The sequence below is a fragment of the Pseudomonas sp. YY-1 genome, from assembly GCF_002843095.1.
Classification (GTDB): Bacteria; Pseudomonadota; Gammaproteobacteria; order Pseudomonadales; family Pseudomonadaceae; genus Aquipseudomonas; species Aquipseudomonas sediminis_A.
Map to the genome: position 1 here is coordinate 85,291 of NZ_PJLX01000006.1, position 15,064 is coordinate 100,354.

General features: G+C 63.5%; 14 protein-coding genes and 1 riboswitch. Of the genes, 6 read left to right on the plus strand and 8 right to left on the minus strand.

The features are described 5' to 3' along the window. Positions 1-39: 39 nt before the first annotated feature. The 3 genes from ppnN to ahcY form a co-directional block, all read right to left on the minus strand. Complete coding sequence (ppnN, locus tag CXP40_RS10465; RefSeq protein ID WP_106733652.1) at positions 40-1,413, minus strand: nucleotide 5'-monophosphate nucleosidase PpnN; 1,374 nt, start codon at positions 1,411-1,413, stop codon at positions 40-42. Positions 1,414-1,495: 82 nt separating this feature from the next. Beyond that, positions 1,496-2,341, minus strand: coding sequence for a methylenetetrahydrofolate reductase [NAD(P)H] (metF, locus tag CXP40_RS10470; RefSeq protein ID WP_099522880.1), 846 nt, complete (start codon positions 2,339-2,341; stop codon positions 1,496-1,498). Positions 2,342-2,439: 98 nt separating this feature from the next. Next, the gene (gene ahcY / locus CXP40_RS10475) at positions 2,440-3,828 is read right to left on the minus strand and encodes an adenosylhomocysteinase (RefSeq protein ID WP_037003797.1); all 1,389 of its coding nucleotides are present in this window, start codon (positions 3,826-3,828) and stop codon (positions 2,440-2,442) included. A 23-nt stretch (positions 3,829-3,851) separates the two neighbouring features. Further along, positions 3,852-4,003, minus strand: a riboswitch (S-adenosyl-L-homocysteine riboswitch). A 182-nt stretch (positions 4,004-4,185) separates the two neighbouring features. On the opposite strand from ahcY, the gene CXP40_RS10480 reads away from it, so the two are divergent. From CXP40_RS10480 to CXP40_RS10495, 4 genes are all read left to right on the plus strand, one after another. Next, on the plus strand, positions 4,186-4,575 hold the full coding sequence (locus CXP40_RS10480; RefSeq protein WP_099522878.1) for an acyl-CoA thioesterase: 390 nt from the start codon (positions 4,186-4,188) through the stop codon (positions 4,573-4,575). A gap of 125 nt (positions 4,576-4,700) precedes the next feature. Next, entirely contained in the window at positions 4,701-5,087 is a 387-nt protein-coding gene (locus CXP40_RS10485; RefSeq protein WP_106733654.1) for an MAPEG family protein, read from the plus strand. Between the two features lie 181 nt (positions 5,088-5,268). Continuing rightward, entirely contained in the window at positions 5,269-6,858 is a 1,590-nt protein-coding gene (locus tag CXP40_RS10490; RefSeq protein WP_106733655.1) for a methyl-accepting chemotaxis protein, read from the plus strand. A 111-nt stretch (positions 6,859-6,969) separates the two neighbouring features. Next, the gene (locus CXP40_RS10495) at positions 6,970-7,419 is read left to right on the plus strand and encodes a cytochrome c (RefSeq protein ID WP_106733656.1); all 450 of its coding nucleotides are present in this window, start codon (positions 6,970-6,972) and stop codon (positions 7,417-7,419) included. On the opposite strand, the gene CXP40_RS10500 is transcribed toward CXP40_RS10495, so the two are convergent. Both CXP40_RS10500 and ligB read right to left on the minus strand, forming a co-directional pair. After that, a complete protein-coding gene (locus CXP40_RS10500; protein ID WP_106733657.1) occupies positions 7,413-7,808 on the minus strand; it encodes a DUF1090 domain-containing protein in 396 nt (131 codons plus the stop codon). The two genes, CXP40_RS10495 and CXP40_RS10500, sit on opposite strands and share 7 nt — an antisense overlap. Before the next feature lie 84 nt (positions 7,809-7,892). After that, positions 7,893-9,584, minus strand: coding sequence for an NAD-dependent DNA ligase LigB (gene ligB, locus CXP40_RS10505; RefSeq protein WP_106733658.1), 1,692 nt, complete (start codon positions 9,582-9,584; stop codon positions 7,893-7,895). A 223-nt stretch (positions 9,585-9,807) separates the two neighbouring features. Here ligB and CXP40_RS10510 point away from each other — a divergent pair, with 223 nt between their 5' ends. Continuing rightward, positions 9,808-10,548: a hypothetical protein gene (locus CXP40_RS10510; protein WP_106733659.1), complete on the plus strand. Its 741-nt coding sequence runs from the start codon at positions 9,808-9,810 to the stop codon at positions 10,546-10,548. 78 nt (positions 10,549-10,626) lie between these two features. On the opposite strand, the gene metK is transcribed toward CXP40_RS10510, so the two are convergent. The 3 genes from metK to CXP40_RS10525 all read right to left on the minus strand — a co-directional run bounded on the left by metK (position 10,627) and on the right by CXP40_RS10525 (position 13,765). Then, on the minus strand, positions 10,627-11,817 hold the full coding sequence (gene metK, locus CXP40_RS10515) for a methionine adenosyltransferase (protein ID WP_106733660.1): 1,191 nt from the start codon (positions 11,815-11,817) through the stop codon (positions 10,627-10,629). Continuing rightward, positions 11,818-12,810 (minus strand): metalloregulator ArsR/SmtB family transcription factor, encoded by a 993-nt coding sequence (locus CXP40_RS10520; protein WP_106733661.1) that lies wholly within the window; start codon positions 12,808-12,810, stop codon positions 11,818-11,820. Positions 12,811-12,883: 73 nt separating this feature from the next. Next, on the minus strand, positions 12,884-13,765 hold the full coding sequence (locus CXP40_RS10525; protein WP_106733662.1) for a LysR family transcriptional regulator: 882 nt from the start codon (positions 13,763-13,765) through the stop codon (positions 12,884-12,886). Positions 13,766-13,875: 110 nt separating this feature from the next. Here CXP40_RS10525 and CXP40_RS10530 point away from each other — a divergent pair, with 110 nt between their 5' ends. Then, complete coding sequence (locus tag CXP40_RS10530; protein ID WP_106733663.1) at positions 13,876-15,030, plus strand: TDT family transporter; 1,155 nt, start codon at positions 13,876-13,878, stop codon at positions 15,028-15,030. The last annotated feature ends 34 nt before the right edge of the window (positions 15,031-15,064 follow it).

Here is a 15,064-nt window from a genome sequence, read left to right on the forward strand (position 1 = left end):
CGATTTTGCAGGTGCCTTGAAAGTGCGTCTTGCGCAGCCTCAGTCGACTACCCGATAGCAGGGCTCATAAGCGCTGCCACCCGGCAGTTTCATGCGGTGTTGCTCGACGAAGGCCTGCAGCAGGCGATCCAGCGGGCGCATGATGGTGGTTTCGCCGCGAATCTCGTAGGGGCCGTGCTCCTCGATCAGGCGGATGCCGTTCTCCTTGACGTTGCCGGCGACAATGCCGGAGAACGCGCGACGCAGGTTGGCGGCGAGGTGATGCAGTGGCTGCTCACGGGTGAGGTTGAGGCTGGCCATGGCTTCGTGAGTCGGCTCGAACGGGTGCTGGAAGCTCTCGTCGATCTTCAGCAGCCAGTTGAAGTGGAAGGCGTCGTTGCGCTCGCGGCGGAACTGACGCACGGCCTTGATGCCGACGGCCATTTCACGAGCTACTTCGGCCGGGTCGTTGACGATCATGCTGTAGCGCTGCTGCGCAGCTTCGCCCAGGGTGGTGCCGATGAAATCATGCAGCTGCTGCAGGTACGGCCCGGCGCTTTTCGGCCCGGTAAGAATGACCGGGAAGGGCAGATCCTGGTTGTCCGGGTGGGTGAGGATGCCCAGCAGGTAGAGGAATTCTTCGGCAGTACCGGCGCCTCCCGGGAAGATGATGATGCCGTGGCCGACGCGAACGAAAGCCTCCAGGCGCTTTTCGATATCCGGAAGAATCACCAGCTCGTTGACGATCGGGTTCGGCGCTTCGGCGGCGATGATCCCCGGTTCGGTCAGGCCCAGGTAGCGGCCGGTGAGGTTGCGCTGTTTGGCGTGGCTGATGGTGGCGCCCTTCATCGGTCCCTTCATCACGCCTGGGCCGCAGCCGGTACAGATGTCCAGGCCGCGCAGGCCCAGCTCGTGACCGACCTTCTTGGTGTACTTGTATTCCTCGGTGCTGATCGAATGGCCGCCCCAGCACACCACCATCTTCGGCTCGACGCCGCTGCGCAGGGTCTGTGCGTTGCGCAGCAGGTGGAAGACGTAATCGGTGATGCCTTCGGAGCTGTCCAGGTCGATGCGTTTGTGCTCCAGCTCGCTTTGTGTGAAGACGATGTCGCGCAGCGCGCTGAACAGCATCTCGCGGGTGCTGGCGATCATCTCGCCATCGACGAAGGCGTCGGCCGGCGCGTTGATCAGCTCCAGGCGGATGCCGCGATCCTGCTGGTGAATCTTCACTTCGAAGTCCGGGTAGGCTTCGAGGATGGTCTTGGCGTTGTCGCTGTGCGAACCGGTATTGAGGATCGCCAGGGTGCACTGGCGGAACAGGCGGTAGACGCTGCCCGAGCCGGTCTCGCGCAGTTGCTGCACTTCGCGCTGGGAGAGGGTTTCCAGGCTGCCCTTGGGGCTGACGGAGGCGTTGATCGTGGAGCGTTTGAGCATGAGGGGCGATCCTTCGGCGGCGAGGCGGGAGGGTGGAGCGGACAGGCTGCCCAGGGTGGGCAGCCTGTGAGTAAGCTGCCTGTTAGCGCGGCAGCTTGAGATTGTTCCAAATGGACAGGCTGGGACCTGCCAGGTTCATGCTGTAGAAGTGCAGGCCGGGCGCGCCGCCTTGCAGCAGACGTTCGCACATCTCGGTGATGACCTGTTCGCCGAAGACGCGAATGCTGTCGGCATCGTCGCCGTAGGCCTCCAGCTGCTTGCGAACCCAGCGTGGAATTTCAGCGCCGCAGGCGTCGGAGAAGCGCGCCAGCTTGCTGTAGTTGGTGATCGGCATGATGCCTGGCACCACTGGAATATCCACGCCCAGTTTCTGCACGCGCTCGACGAAGTAGAAGTAACTGTCGGCGTTGAAGAAGTATTGGGTGATGGCACTGTCGGCACCGGCCTTGGCCTTGCGCACGAAGTTGGCGATATCGTCCTCGAGGTTGCGTGCCTGCGGATGCATCTCCGGGTAGGCGGCAATTTCGATGTGGAAGTGATCACCGGTTTCAGTGCGGATGAACTCGACCAGTTCATTGGCGTAGCGCAGCTCACCGCTGGCCATGCCCATACCCGACGGCAGGTCGCCGCGCAGGGCCACGATGCGCTTGATGCCGGCATCCTTGTACAGGTTTAGCAGCTCGCGCAGCTCTGCTTTGCTGTCGCCCACGCAGGACAGGTGCGGTGCGGTAGGTACTTTGATCTCGCCGTCGAGTTGCAGCACGGTATTGACGGTACGGTCGCGGGTCGAACCGCCGGCACCATAGGTGCAGGAGAAGAAATCGGGGTTGTAGGTCGCCAGCTGGCGCGCCACATCCATCAGTTTTTCATGCCCGGCTTCGGTCTTGGTAGGGAAGAACTCGAAGCTGTAGCGGCGTTGTTGGCTCATAGGGTTTCTAGCCTTGGAGACTTAGGGTGGATGGCGTTACCCATCCACCTTGCTGGAAGTCGGCGGTGGATAAGCCAGGGGCTTATCCACCCTACGCATTAGTAGCGGTAAGCGTCCGGCTTGAACGGGCCTTCCACGGTCACGCCAATGTACTCGGCCTGCTGCTTGGTCAGTTGGGTGACCACGCCGCCGAAGCCCTTGACCATTTCCAGGGCGACTTCTTCGTCGAGCTTCTTCGGCAGCACTTCGACGGTCAGGCGCTCGGCCTTCTTCTCTGCGGAGAGATCAGCGAACTTCTGCTCGAACAGGAAGATCTGCGCCAGCACCTGGTTGGCGAAGGAGCCGTCCATGATGCGGCTCGGATGGCCAGTGGCGTTGCCCAGGTTCACCAGACGGCCTTCGGCCAGCAGGATCAGGTAGTCGTCGTTGGTCGGATCGAAGCTGCCGGCACCGGTGCGGTGAATCTTGTGCACCTGCGGTTTGACCTCTTCCCACGCCCAGTTCTTGCGCATGAAGGCGGTGTCGATCTCGTTGTCGAAGTGACCGATGTTGCACACCACGGCGCGCTTCTTCAGGGCCTTGAGCATGCCGGCGTCGCAGACGTTGACGTTACCGGTGGTGGTAACGATCAGGTCGATCTTGCCCAGCAGCGCAGCGTCGACGCTGGCCTCGGTGCCGTCGTTGAGACCGTTCTTGTACGGGGAAACCAGCTCGAAGCCGTCCATGCAGGCCTGCATGGCGCAGATCGGGTCGATTTCGGAAACCTTGACGATCATGCCTTCCTGACGCAGCGACTGGGCCGAGCCCTTGCCCACGTCACCGTAGCCGATGACCAGCGCCTGCTTGCCCGACAGCAGGTGGTCGGTGCCGCGCTTGATGGCGTCGTTGAGGCTGTGGCGGCAACCGTACTTGTTGTCGTTCTTGCTCTTGGTCACCGCGTCGTTGACGTTGATCGCCGGGACTTTCAGGGTGCCGGCCTTGAGCATGTCGAGCAGGCGGTGCACACCGGTGGTGGTCTCTTCGGTGACGCCGTGGATGCGCTCGAGCATCTGCGGGTATTTCTTGTGCAGGATCTCGGTCAGGTCACCGCCGTCGTCGAGCACCATGTTGGCATCCCACGGCTGACCGTCCTTGAGGATGGTCTGCTCGATGCACCACTCGTACTCTTCTTCGGTCTCACCCTTCCAGGCGAACACCGGGATGCCGGCGGCGGCGATGGCGGCAGCGGCCTGATCCTGGGTGGAGAAGATGTTGCACGAGGACCAGCGCACTTCGGCGCCCAGGGCGGTCAGCGTCTCGATCAGCACGCCGGTCTGGATGGTCATGTGGATGCAGCCGAGGATCTTCGCGCCTTTCAGCGGTTGGCTGGCGGCGTACTTGCGGCGCAGGCCCATCAGTGCCGGCATTTCGGATTCGGCGATGATCAGCTCTTTGCGGCCCCAATCGGCCAGGGAAATATCGGCGACTTTGAAATCATTGAAAGACATGCAATAGCACTCCATTCGTTGTCTGCGAATGGGCGCCGTTGATGCGTATGGTTAACGCCCCATCCGAGCCTGACAGTCTGGAAGGCTGATTCGAATCTGCCGCGATGCATTGCTGGAATGCGGGCTTGGGGATTCGAAACAGATCTTTCAGGCTGCTGCAGCGCCCCTCGGACAGGTGGCGGGCGCAACCGGAGCGGTGCCGGTTGCGTTAAGTCGACAAATTATAGCCGTGTGCGCAGCGCAGCCCAAGGCTTTCCGTCGCTTTTGCCCGTCTATGAGCGCCATAGGCGGCCATGCCACGACAAGCGCAGCGCTGTCGGCGCATCATTGGGCACCATCTGGCACGGAGGACACGCCATGAACTTCCACACCCGCAAGTGGATCAAGCCCGAAGACCTCAATCCCAACGGCACCCTGTTCGGCGGCAGCCTGTTGAAATGGATCGATGAAGAGGCGGCGATCTACGCCATCGTCCAGCTCGACAATCAGCGCGTGGTGACCAAATTCATTTCCGAGATCAACTTCGTCAGTTCGGCGCGGCAGAGCGACATCATCGAGCTGGGCATCACTGCTACCGAGTTTGGCCGCACCTCCATCACCCTGCGCTGCGAAGTGCGCAACAAGGTAACCCGCAAGAGCATCCTGACCATCGACAAGCTGGTGTTCGTCAATCTGGGCGAGGACGGTCAGCCGCAGCCGCATGGCAAGAGCGCGATCACCTACGCCAGAGATCGCTTCACGGACTGAGCGTCGCTGGCGCGGATGGCTGCGGGCTTGACCGAAGCACCGGCATCATTGGCGGGTGCGGCCATGGACGATAACTGGGCGCTCGCTCAGGCTTGGCTTCCCGACCTTTCGAGTGAAGCCACACCATGACCCTTGCCTACTGGTGCGTACTGATCGCCATCTTTCTGCCCTACCTGGGCACTGCCACCGCCAAGTTTCTTGGCCCCGGCTACGGACCGCGCGCCAATCAGGACCCGCGCGCCTTCCTGGGCACGCTGGAGGGCTGGCGCAAGCGCGCCAACAACGCCCAGCTCAGTGGCTTCGAGGTGACTCCGGCGTTTGCCGCGGCGGTGATCATCGCGCACCAGGCCGGTGGCGCCGAGCAAGCGCTGCTCGACCAGTTGGCCATGGCGTTCATCGCCAGCCGTGTGCTGTATTTCATCTGCTACCTGGCCGACTGGGGCCCCGTACGCTCGCTGGTGTGGTTCGCTGGGATGGGGCTGATCGCGGCGTTGTTCGTGGTGTCCGCTTAGCCGGGCGTCTGCAGCCGACTATTGGGAATGGACTGAAAAAGCGCGTGACCAATCAGTCATTGCTCTGCTTTGGTGCGTTTTATGGGCTAGCTCAGCCTGTAGGGCGGCTGGCCGTTGGCCACGTTCTTGCTTGCTCCCGGTTATTTGGCGGGGTTTCCCGCCGTCTGCCAGGGAGCCTCTCATGTCCGCCACCACCTTTTTCGACCGCTTGCTTTGTGCCATCGGCCTGCGCACGCTGAACCAGCAATTTCTGTTTTCCTATGCGCTGATGTTTCTGCTCGCGGTGGTCGCCTCGGTGGCGCTGTACCTGAGCATGTCGGTATCGCCGGAGACCATCAATGTCGCTGGCGCGCAGCGCATGCTCAGCCAGAAGATGACCAAGGAGGCGCTACTGCTACGCGAGGGTGTACTGCCTGCGGCGACTCTGGAAGCCACTATGGCGCAGTTCGATGCCGCTCATCGCGATCTGCTGAGTGGTAATGCGGCGCGTAATATCAGCGCTATCGCCGAGCCCAGCGTGCAGGTGCAGATGAACAAGGTCGGAGGTCTCTGGCAGGGCTTTCGTACTCAGCTGCAGCGTGTGGTCGCGGGGGATGCGACGGTCGATCTCAAGACTCTGGAGCAGCAGTCGGTCGAGCTGCTGCGCGAAATGAACCAGGCTGTCGGCTTGATGGCCGCGCACGCTGAAGGCAGCCAGCGCCGGCAGATGTGGTTGGCGTTCGGTTGCGTGCTTGGCATTCTGGCGCTGGTGGTGCTGGGCCGTCAGTTCGGCCTGCGCCCGCTGATGCACAACCTCAATGCGGTGGAGGCGGCGCTGACCCGGGTCGGCTCCGGCGACTTCACGCGCAGCCTGGATGGTCGCCAGGGTGACAACGAGATCGGCCGTATCTTCGCCGGCTACAACCGCATGCAGGAGCAGGTGCGTGGCTTGCTGGCGGAGGTCAAACGCAGCGGCGAGCGTACCGGGGAGCATGTAGGCAGTGTGGTCGGCGCCGCGCACTCGGCAGGCAATGGCGTACGGCGTCAGTACGAGGATCTCGATCAGGTCGCCACCGCAATGAACGAGATGAGTGCCACCGTGGCCGAGGTGGCGCGTCATGCTGCCCATGCAGCCGAATCGGCGCGCAGTGCCGATGATTGTGCGCAGAGTGGTAAACAGGTGGTGCAGCGCAGTGCGGCGCAGATCGCCGAGCTGGTGGAGCAACTGCAACGCAGTGGCGAACAGGTACAGCGCCTGGAGGCCGAAACCGGTGGCGTCGGCAAGGTGCTCGAAGTGATCACCGGCATTGCCGAGCAGACCAATCTGCTGGCGCTCAACGCGGCCATCGAGGCAGCGCGTGCCGGTGAGGCAGGACGTGGCTTCGCCGTAGTCGCTGACGAGGTGCGCACCCTGGCCAGTCGAACCCAGCAGTCCACTGGTGAAATTCAGGCGATCATCCTGCGTTTACAGGGCGGTGCGCGCGATGCGGTTCTGGCGATGCAACGCAGTGCGACCCTGGCCGATGGCAACCTCCAGCACATTCGTCAGGCCAGTGAGGCGCTGGAGACCATCGTCGGCGCGGTGGATGGCATCAATGCCCTGAACGCGCAGATTGCCACGGCCGCAGAACAGCAGAGCCAGGTCGCGCAGGAGATCGATCAGCGGGTAACGCATATCTCCAGCCTGGCCGAGCGCAGCCAGGGCGAGACCGAGAGCGTGGTGCAGGTCAGTGCGCAGATTCAGGGCGAGGTGCAGCAGCTCAACAGCCAATTGGGGCGCTTCCGTACCTGAACCCCGGCTGACCAATGCACACAAACGACAGCCGTTGTGACAAGAGGTCGCTTGGCCCGACCGGGGCTAGCCGCGATACTGGCGGCCCCTTGTCGCCTGGAAGTCGTGTCGATGACCTTGAAGAAACTCCTGCTGCTCACCTGCGTCTGCCTGACCCTGGCTGCTTGTGGTGGGGTCGACCCCGACTCGCCGTTGGGCAAGCGCCAAGCCGCGTTCAAGGAGATGCTCAAGGTCAGCGAAGACCTCGGTGGGATGTTGCGCAATCGTATTCCCTACGACGAAGCCGCATTCATCAGCGGCGCAGCCGAACTCGAGCGTCTGTCGCACGAGCCCTGGCAGCACTTTCCGCAGGTACGTGACGACGAGCGCAGCAAGGCCAATCCCGAGGTCTGGCAGCGCCAGGAGCAATTCCAGAAGATGGCGCGTGATCTGGAGCAGGCCACCGCCGCACTGGTGCAGGCGACGACCGCGCCGCCGTTACGCCGCTCCGAGCTGGAGCCGGCAGTGCAGGCCGTCGAGGACAGTTGCGAGGCCTGCCACAAGGCGTTTCGCGCTTACTGATCGGCGCGCGCTTCGGCCTCGGCCTGCTCCAGTTCGGCGCGCGCCTCGGCCAGTTTGGCCTGACGCTTGGCGATCTTTTCCTGGTCGCCCTTGCCCATGGCTTCGCGCAGATCCATCTCGCGCTCCTGCACTTCCTCACGGGCTTCCTTGACGCTGGCCAGGCGATCACTGTGCAGGGTGGCGTCGTCGCAATTCATTTCCACATTGCCTAGCGCCCTTTGCAGGCCATCCAGTTGCTGTGAGTTGCCGTTCTTGCGCGCAGCCTCGATCTTTTCTTCGATGACCTGGCGCTTGGCCGCACAGCCACCGTCGCCTTCCGCAGCGAGGATGGGCGTGACGTTGAGATTGGCGGCCAGCAACAGGCCGAGCAAAGCGGTTTGACGAATCATGGTCTGTCCTCGTGTAGGTCTACTTCGAAGTGACCCTGGTTACCGCGCGAGGTTCGACCCGAGTGAGTCATCTGCTGACCTGGGTCAACCGCGCGGTGAATTTTCCTGCGGCAGGAAACCGACGGTGCCGGCCTCCTGCAGTTGCGCGCCCAGGCGCTGAACCTCGGGGTGGCTGAAGAACGCCAACAGACGCTCAGCGCTCTTCTTGCTCACGCCGGGTTGCTGCATCCAGTCGACGTGGCTGCGACCCAGTAGCGTGGCCCAGTCATCCTCCGCGCGTAGCTGGATGCCAGGTGGTGCGCCGAGGGCCTGCAGCCATTGCTGCAGTGAGCGCCGCTGGGCCTGGGCGAAAGCCTGCTGCAACTGTGAGGCGCGCCGTGGACCGATACCTGGCAGTTGCTGCAGGTGCTCGCTATCGAGCTCCAGCCAATCGAGCAGGCCATGCAGTTTTTGCCCCGTCAGTAGCGTGCTCCAGGTGCCTGGTCCCACGCCGGGCAGGTTCAGCCCCTGTTTGCCGGCGAGCCAATTCAGGCGGGCCTGGAACTGTTGCTGACACTCATCGCTGAGTCGCCAGCAGCTCATGGCGTGGTATCGATGAGGGTCAGGTGCCTGCACCGCTGCGCGTTCCTGGCTACGCCAGATCACCTGGTCGAGGCGCGGAATGGTCAGGCCAGCCAGGCGTATCGCCACCTGATCGCCGGGGCGAATGTCCAGCTCTTCCCAGGCTTGCAGCGAGCCGAGCGCGACCCGGCTGATGCGCCGCTCGTCAAGGTCGACCGGCTGCAAACGCAGGATAGGTGTGATGCGCCCAGTGCGGCCGATACTAAAATCCACCGCCTGCGCCACGGCCAGCGCCTGGGCGGCCGGGTATTTCCAGGCAATCGCCCAGTGCGGCGCTTCTGCCTGCCAGCGCGCGCCGGGTGGCCGCGTGCCCTGACGCAGGACCACGCCATCGCTGGCAAACGGCTGCGGCTGATCGAACCAGCGCTGGCGCCAACTGTAGGCTTCCTTGGTGTTTTGCAGGGGCTGGGTGTAGTGCAGGCTGTCGGCGAAACCCAGTTTCTGCAGGGTATGCAGGCGCTCTGGCATGTTCGCCGGGCCATCCGGCCAATCCCAGACGAACAGGCCGATGGCATCGAGCTGTTGCGGTTCGAGCGTTTGTCGCGCCATCAGACCTGCCACCTTGCCGCGGGCCCCGGCGCCGCCGTCGCGGCCCTGCACGTGGTCATCCAGGCGCCAGTAAAGCTCGCCTTGCAGCACGGCATCGAGTGGCTGTTTCAGGTGCGTGGGAATGGCCGGTAGCTGCCTGACACGCGCCGTCCAGTCTTGCCCATGGCGCCCATCGCCGCGGCTGATGGCTTGTTGTAATGAACCGTTGCGATAGACCAGGGTGATCGCAACACCGTCGACCTTGGGCTGAATCCACAGATCGTCGCGGCTGTTGATCCATTCGGCCACTGCCGCGTCGTTGAGTTTACGCAGTCCCGTCTGCGGCACCGGATGGGCGATCGTCCCGCTGCTGCCAGCCAGTGGGTCTGCCAGTGCCGTATGGGCAGTCGGGAAGCACTGATGCCAGGATTGCAGGCGCTCGCGTGCCTGGTCATAGATTTCGTCGGCCACTAGCGAGCGGCCGTGATTATGGTAGGCGTCGTCCCACTCGGCGATCTGCTGACTGAGCGCGGTGAGCTCGGAATTGGCGCTACTGGAGGGCCAGTCGGGGCAGGGGCTGGCCTGGGCGGTGAGGGGGAAAAGCAGCAGAGCGATCCAGCGCTTCATGTTGAGCATCCTTGCTCCGATTGGTCGAGTGGCCTGGGCCTGTGATTGCAGTACCAAGTCGAGATACTGGGCAGTTTAGACCAGTGTGGGCTGCTCACCAGACTGGTGTAGATGCGGAAACATGATCAGGGCACGGTAAGGCGTGGGCCATGTCTACTACCCTGTTCGACGGCGGCCCGCTCAGGGTTGGTAAGGAACTCGTTCATTCAGAGGGACGTTACATATGCAGGACATGCGTTTTACCAAGCGAATCACTCCGCTGCTGGCCATGGCCATGCTGGTCGGTTGTGGTGAAAGCGCTGACAAGCAAGTCGCCAAGGCCGACGCTGTCAGTGAGGAAGCGGTTGCCGCGCCTGCCGAGGCATCCCCAGCCGTGGCGGCATCCAATGGCGGCAGTGCGGCCTGTCTCGATGTGCCCGCTCTACGCACGGTCGGCAATACCTGGACGATCACCACCGACGGTCAGCGCGACGTCAATACGGTTGCAGAGCTGGCCGACTATCGTGGGCAGAGTGCTTATCGCACTCATACCGAGAACAGCGTGGGAACGGTGGCTGACGCCTACGGCAATGTCGTCGATGGCGTCGTCCATTGGTATGGAAGTGTGATGACCCAGCCGGCCATCAATGAAAGCTATAACCAGCCTAGCTTTTCCGTGCCTGCGGATTTGCCCCAGGACCAGACCCATTCGGTCAGCTTCGACTCGATCACGGTGCAGCCAGGGGCGGAGCCCTTCGCCATGAAGTTGACCAATACGGTGACGTACCGAGGGCGGGAACGCATCGAGACGGAGTTCGGCGCCTTCGACACCTGCAAGATGGAGTTCTCGACCGAGGGCGCCATGGTGCCGAAAACTACCTGGCAGCAGTGGATCATTGCTTCGGGCAAGTTCGCCGGCTTGCCGTTGCGCATGAGCAATGTGCAGGGCACCACACAGGCCAGCAGTATCGAGGTGAGCTGGTAAGCCGTTGCGATCTGCAGGCATGAAAAAACCGATGCCGTTGCCGGCATCGGTTTTTTGTTTTCGCGTAGCGCGGCGGGCTTACAGGCCGGCGGCGGCGCGCAGGTCGGCAGCCTTGTCGGTGCGTTCCCAGGTGAAGGTGGTGAAGCTGTCGTCGCCAACGGTTCTGGACTGCGGCGTGCGGCCGAAGTGGCCATAGGCTGCGGTGTCCTGGTACATCGGGTGCAGCAGGTCGAGCATCTTGGTGATGGCGTACGGGCGCAGGTCGAACACGTCACGCACCAGTTTGATGATCTTGTCTTCGGCGATCTTGTGGGTGCCGAAGGTGTTGATCGAGATGGAGGTCGGCTGGGCCACGCCGATGGCGTAGGACACCTGGATCTCGCAACGCTCGGCCAGGCCGGCGGCGACGATGTTCTTGGCCACGTAGCGGCCGGCGTAGGCAGCGGAGCGGTCGACCTTGGATGGGTCCTTGCCGGAGAACGCGCCGCCGCCGTGACGGGCCATGCCGCCGTAGCTGTCGACGATGATCTTGCGCCCGGTCAGGCCGCAGTCGCCCACCGGGCCGCCGATGATGAACTGGCCGGTCGGGTTGATGTGGAACTGGGTGTCCTTGTGCAGCAGTTCAGCCGGCAGCACGTGCTTGACGATCAGCTCCATCACGCCTTCGCGCAGGTCGTCGTATTTCACTTCCGGGTTGTGCTGGGTGGACAGCACGACCGCGTCGATGGCGACGACCTTGCCGTTCTCATAGCGGCAGGTGACCTGGGATTTGGCATCCGGGCGCAGCCACGGCAGCAGGCCGGACTTGCGCGCTTCGGCCTGACGCTCGACCAGGCGGTGCGAGAAGCAGATCGGCGCCGGCATCAGCACGTCGGTTTCGTTGCTGGCATAACCGAACATCAGGCCCTGGTCGCCAGCGCCCTGATCTTCCGGCTTGGCGCGGTCGACGCCCTGGTTGATGTCCGGGGACTGCTTGCCGATGATGTTGAGCACGCCGCAGGTGGCGCCGTCGAAGCCGACGTCGCTGCTGGTGTAGCCGATGTCGCAGATCACGTCGCGGACGATCTGCTCCAGGTCGACCCATGCGCTGGTGGTGACTTCACCGGCAACGATGGCTACACCGGTCTTGACCAGGGTTTCCACGGCCACGCGGGCGTGTTTGTCCTGGGTGATGATGGCGTCGAGCACCGCATCGGATATCTGGTCGGCGATCTTGTCCGGATGCCCTTCGGACACGGACTCGGAGGTAAACAGGGAATATTCGCTCATCTATCGGTTCCTTTCTTGCCGGAGGCTGAAGGCGCTGTGCGCATCGAAGTGCCGTAATTGAATCTGAAAGCCGTTTTTCAGACCTATGTAGAGGCTTTCGCCAGGCGTCAGGCCAGCGGCCGTCGCCCAGCGCGCCAGGTCTTCCTGTTCGAAGCCGAGCCAGAGGTCGCCGCACGCTTCGCGCGCCCAGCTCTGGTCGTGGCTGCACAGTTCGCTGAGCAGCAGGCTGCCGCCTGGTGCGACCAGGCCAGCCAGCTTGCGAAAGGCCTCGGCCGGGGTGGCGAAGTGGTGCAGCACCATGTTCAGTACCACGCAATCGGCCGTGACTGACGCGTCCTGCAGCGCATCGGCCAGTTTCAGCTCGACGTTATGCAGGCTTTCAGCGGCGCAGCGCTGGCTGGCCAGTTCGAGCATAGCCGGGCTGTTGTCCAGTGCCGTGACCTGGGCGAAGCGCCGCGCCAGTTCGGGCAGGAAGGCGCCATCGCCCGGGCCGATTTCCAGCGCGCTGGCGCTGGGGTCGAAGTGCAGGGCATCGAGCAGGGCCAGCAGGCTGTCGCGGTACTGCGGCAGGCCGGCGATCAGGTCCTGCTGGGCCTGGAAGTTGCTGGCCATGCGCGCGAAGAAATCGCGGCTGACGGTGGCGCGCTGCTGGTGCACGGTGGTGATGCGCGTTTGCACATCACCGGGTAGCGGCAGCTCGTCGATATCGTCCAGCAGGGCGGCATGCAGGCGGCCATTGGGCAGCGCGCGGCGGTAGAAAATCGCGTTGCCTTCGCGGCGCGTGGCCACCAACCCGGCCTGGGCCAGCACCTTGAGGTGATGGCTCATGCCCGACTGGCCGATAGCGAAGATTTGCGCCAGCTCCAGCACACCGAAGGAATCGTTGCTCAGCACGCGCAAAACGTTCAGGCGCAGCGGATCACCGCCGGCCTTGCACAGGGCGGCGAGCTCGTCGCAGGGGTCGAATTCCAACTGGGGTGCACGCAGGGTCATGGTGGCGCAGTCTAGTCGGTCATTTTTCATACAGCAATACCAATATCAAAAAGTTTTGATATTGGTATTGCTGTCACTCCGACGTTTGAGTCAACGCCAGGAAAGTCGCGGGTGCCGGGCTCAGACTGGCGCCCAGGCGCCACAGCACATGCAGCTCGCGCTCGATCTGCAGGTCCTGTACCGGCAGATGGCGCAGTTCGCCGCTGGCCAGTTCGCGCTCCACCACTCGCTGCGACAGCCAGGCAATGCCCTGGCCGTCAGCGAGCAGACGCTTGAGCGCCTCGGTGCTGCCGATGGCCATGCCGGCACGGGGTTCTAGGCCGTGCGCGCGGTAGGCCTGCTCGACGCTGACGCGCGCGCCGGAGCCCGGCTCACGCATGTACAGCGGGTAATCCTGCAGCTTTTCCGCGGCGAGCGTCTGGCTGGCGGCCAGCGGATGGTGCGGCGCAACCACCGGTAGCAGGGCGTCGCGTGCCAGCAGACGATGGGCGTAGTCGGTGCGGACGAACGGGCCTTCGACGAAGCCCAGGCTGATGCGGCCTTCGTCCAACTGCCGGGTGACGACGTCGGTGTTGCTCACGTCAAGGCTGACGAATATCTGCGGATGCAGGGCGCGGAAGTGGGTGAGCAGGGGCGGCAACAGGTAGGAGCCGAGGGTGGCGCTGGCGCCCAGGTGCAGTTCGCCTTGTTCCAGTTGGGCAAAGTCACGCAGGTCGCGTTCGGCGGCGCGCTCCAGGCTGAAGATGCGCTGGGCGTAGTCGAGCAGGCGCAGGCCGCCTTCGGTCAGTTGCACGCCGCGCGGCAGGCGGTCGAACAGACGCAGGTCAAGGCTGGCTTCGAGGTCGCGAATTTCTCGCGTCACCGCCGGCTGGCTGATGTGCAGGCGCTCGGCGCCAGCGCTGATGCTGCCGGCCTCTGCCACGGCAAGGAAGACCTTCAGGTGATGGAGGTTCATGGTTCATGCATAAGTGAAAGGCATGGGCAGGATGCTGGATATGTATTTTTAATATGGCAAGCCAATTCTTAACCTTGCGCTATCACTCATGTCACGGGACAACCCGATTCATGCCGCGCCCTTTCAGTCGTTTGCCCGAGCCGCTCGCATTCATTCGTCACTTCACGCCCAGTTGGTTCGCCATGACCATGGGCACCGGTGTGCTGGCGCTGGTTATCGCTCATCTGCCTTGGTCGCTGCCTGGTCTGGCGCTGCTGGCGGAGGGTCTGTGGTTCTTCGCTGTCAGCCTGTTCGTCCTGTTCATGGCGCTGTTTCTGCTGCGCCTGGCACTGTTTCGCGACACCGTCTGGCCGATGCTGCTGCACCCGGTGCAGTCGATGTTTCTCGGCGCGATCCCGATGGGGCTGGCGGTGCTGATCAAGGGCCTGTTGCTGTTCGGCGTGCCGCGTTGGGGCGAGGGCGTCTATGCGCTGGCGCATGCCTTGTGGTGGCTGGATGCGGCGCTGGCGCTGCTCGGCGCCCTGCTGGTGCCTTATCTGATGTTCACCCGCCAGCATCACGCACTGGAGAAACTCACGGCAGTCTGGCTGCTACCTATCGTCGCACCCGAGGTCGCTGCCAGCACGGCGGGAGCGTTGGCGCCGCACCTGGGCGCTGCGGCCGCGCAGCAACTGCTGGTCGCCGGCTTCATCCTCTGGGGATTGTCGCTGTCGCTGGCGTTCTCGCTGATCACCCTGGTGCTGTTGCGCCTGGCCCTGCACAAGTTGCCGGATACCGATTTCGCTGCCACCAGCTGGCTGCCGCTGGGGCCGCTGGCGACCGGCTGCCTGGGGCTGCTGAGCATGGGGCAGGCCGCGCCGCTGGCGTTCGCTGGCACACCCTTGGCCAGCGCTGCCGAGCTGGCCCGTGACCTTGGCCTGATCGGCGGCCTGGCGCTCTGGGGCGCGGGGCTGTGGTGGCTGGTGATCGCCACCCTGTTCACCCGCCACTACATCCGCGACAACATGCCCTTCAACCTGGGCTGGTGGGGCTTCACCTTTCCGCTCGGAGTCTTCGCCCTGGCCACCTTCGAGCTACAGACGCTGACCGGGCTGACCTTCTTCACTCTGGTCGGCGTGGCGCTGGCGATCCAGCTAGCGGCGGTATGGTCGCTGGTGTTCAGTCGTACGCTCGCTGGCGTCTGGCATGGCGAGCTGTTTCAGGCGCCCTGCCTGGGTGGGCCGGGCAGCCCGGCGGTGAGCGTGCTGAGCGAGCAGACAGGTTGATTTGATCTCTACGACCATCTGTCATTGCCCCGCG

Excerpts from the sequence above, each read along its gene's own strand:
- ligB (WP_106733658.1), bottom strand. The coding sequence starts at position 9,584 with ATGAAGCGCTGGATCGCTCTGCTGCTTTTCCCCCTCACCGCCCAGGCC.
- CXP40_RS10495 (WP_106733656.1), top strand. The coding sequence starts at position 6,970 with ATGACCTTGAAGAAACTCCTGCTGCTCACCTGCGTCTGCCTGACCCTG.
- CXP40_RS10520 (WP_106733661.1), bottom strand. The coding sequence starts at position 12,810 with ATGACCCTGCGTGCACCCCAGTTGGAATTCGACCCCTGCGACGAGCTC.
- CXP40_RS10500 (WP_106733657.1), bottom strand. The coding sequence starts at position 7,808 with ATGATTCGTCAAACCGCTTTGCTCGGCCTGTTGCTGGCCGCCAATCTC.
- ahcY (WP_037003797.1), bottom strand. The coding sequence starts at position 3,828 with ATGTCTTTCAATGATTTCAAAGTCGCCGATATTTCCCTGGCCGATTGG.
- CXP40_RS10525 (WP_106733662.1), bottom strand. The coding sequence starts at position 13,765 with ATGAACCTCCATCACCTGAAGGTCTTCCTTGCCGTGGCAGAGGCCGGC.
- CXP40_RS10510 (WP_106733659.1), top strand. The coding sequence starts at position 9,808 with ATGCAGGACATGCGTTTTACCAAGCGAATCACTCCGCTGCTGGCCATG.
- metK (WP_106733660.1), bottom strand. The coding sequence starts at position 11,817 with ATGAGCGAATATTCCCTGTTTACCTCCGAGTCCGTGTCCGAAGGGCAT.
- CXP40_RS10530 (WP_106733663.1), top strand. The coding sequence starts at position 13,876 with ATGCCGCGCCCTTTCAGTCGTTTGCCCGAGCCGCTCGCATTCATTCGT.
- CXP40_RS10490 (WP_106733655.1), top strand. The coding sequence starts at position 5,269 with ATGTCCGCCACCACCTTTTTCGACCGCTTGCTTTGTGCCATCGGCCTG.
- CXP40_RS10485 (WP_106733654.1), top strand. The coding sequence starts at position 4,701 with ATGACCCTTGCCTACTGGTGCGTACTGATCGCCATCTTTCTGCCCTAC.
- metF (WP_099522880.1), bottom strand. The coding sequence starts at position 2,341 with ATGAGCCAACAACGCCGCTACAGCTTCGAGTTCTTCCCTACCAAGACC.
- CXP40_RS10480 (WP_099522878.1), top strand. The coding sequence starts at position 4,186 with ATGAACTTCCACACCCGCAAGTGGATCAAGCCCGAAGACCTCAATCCC.
- ppnN (WP_106733652.1), bottom strand. The coding sequence starts at position 1,413 with ATGCTCAAACGCTCCACGATCAACGCCTCCGTCAGCCCCAAGGGCAGC.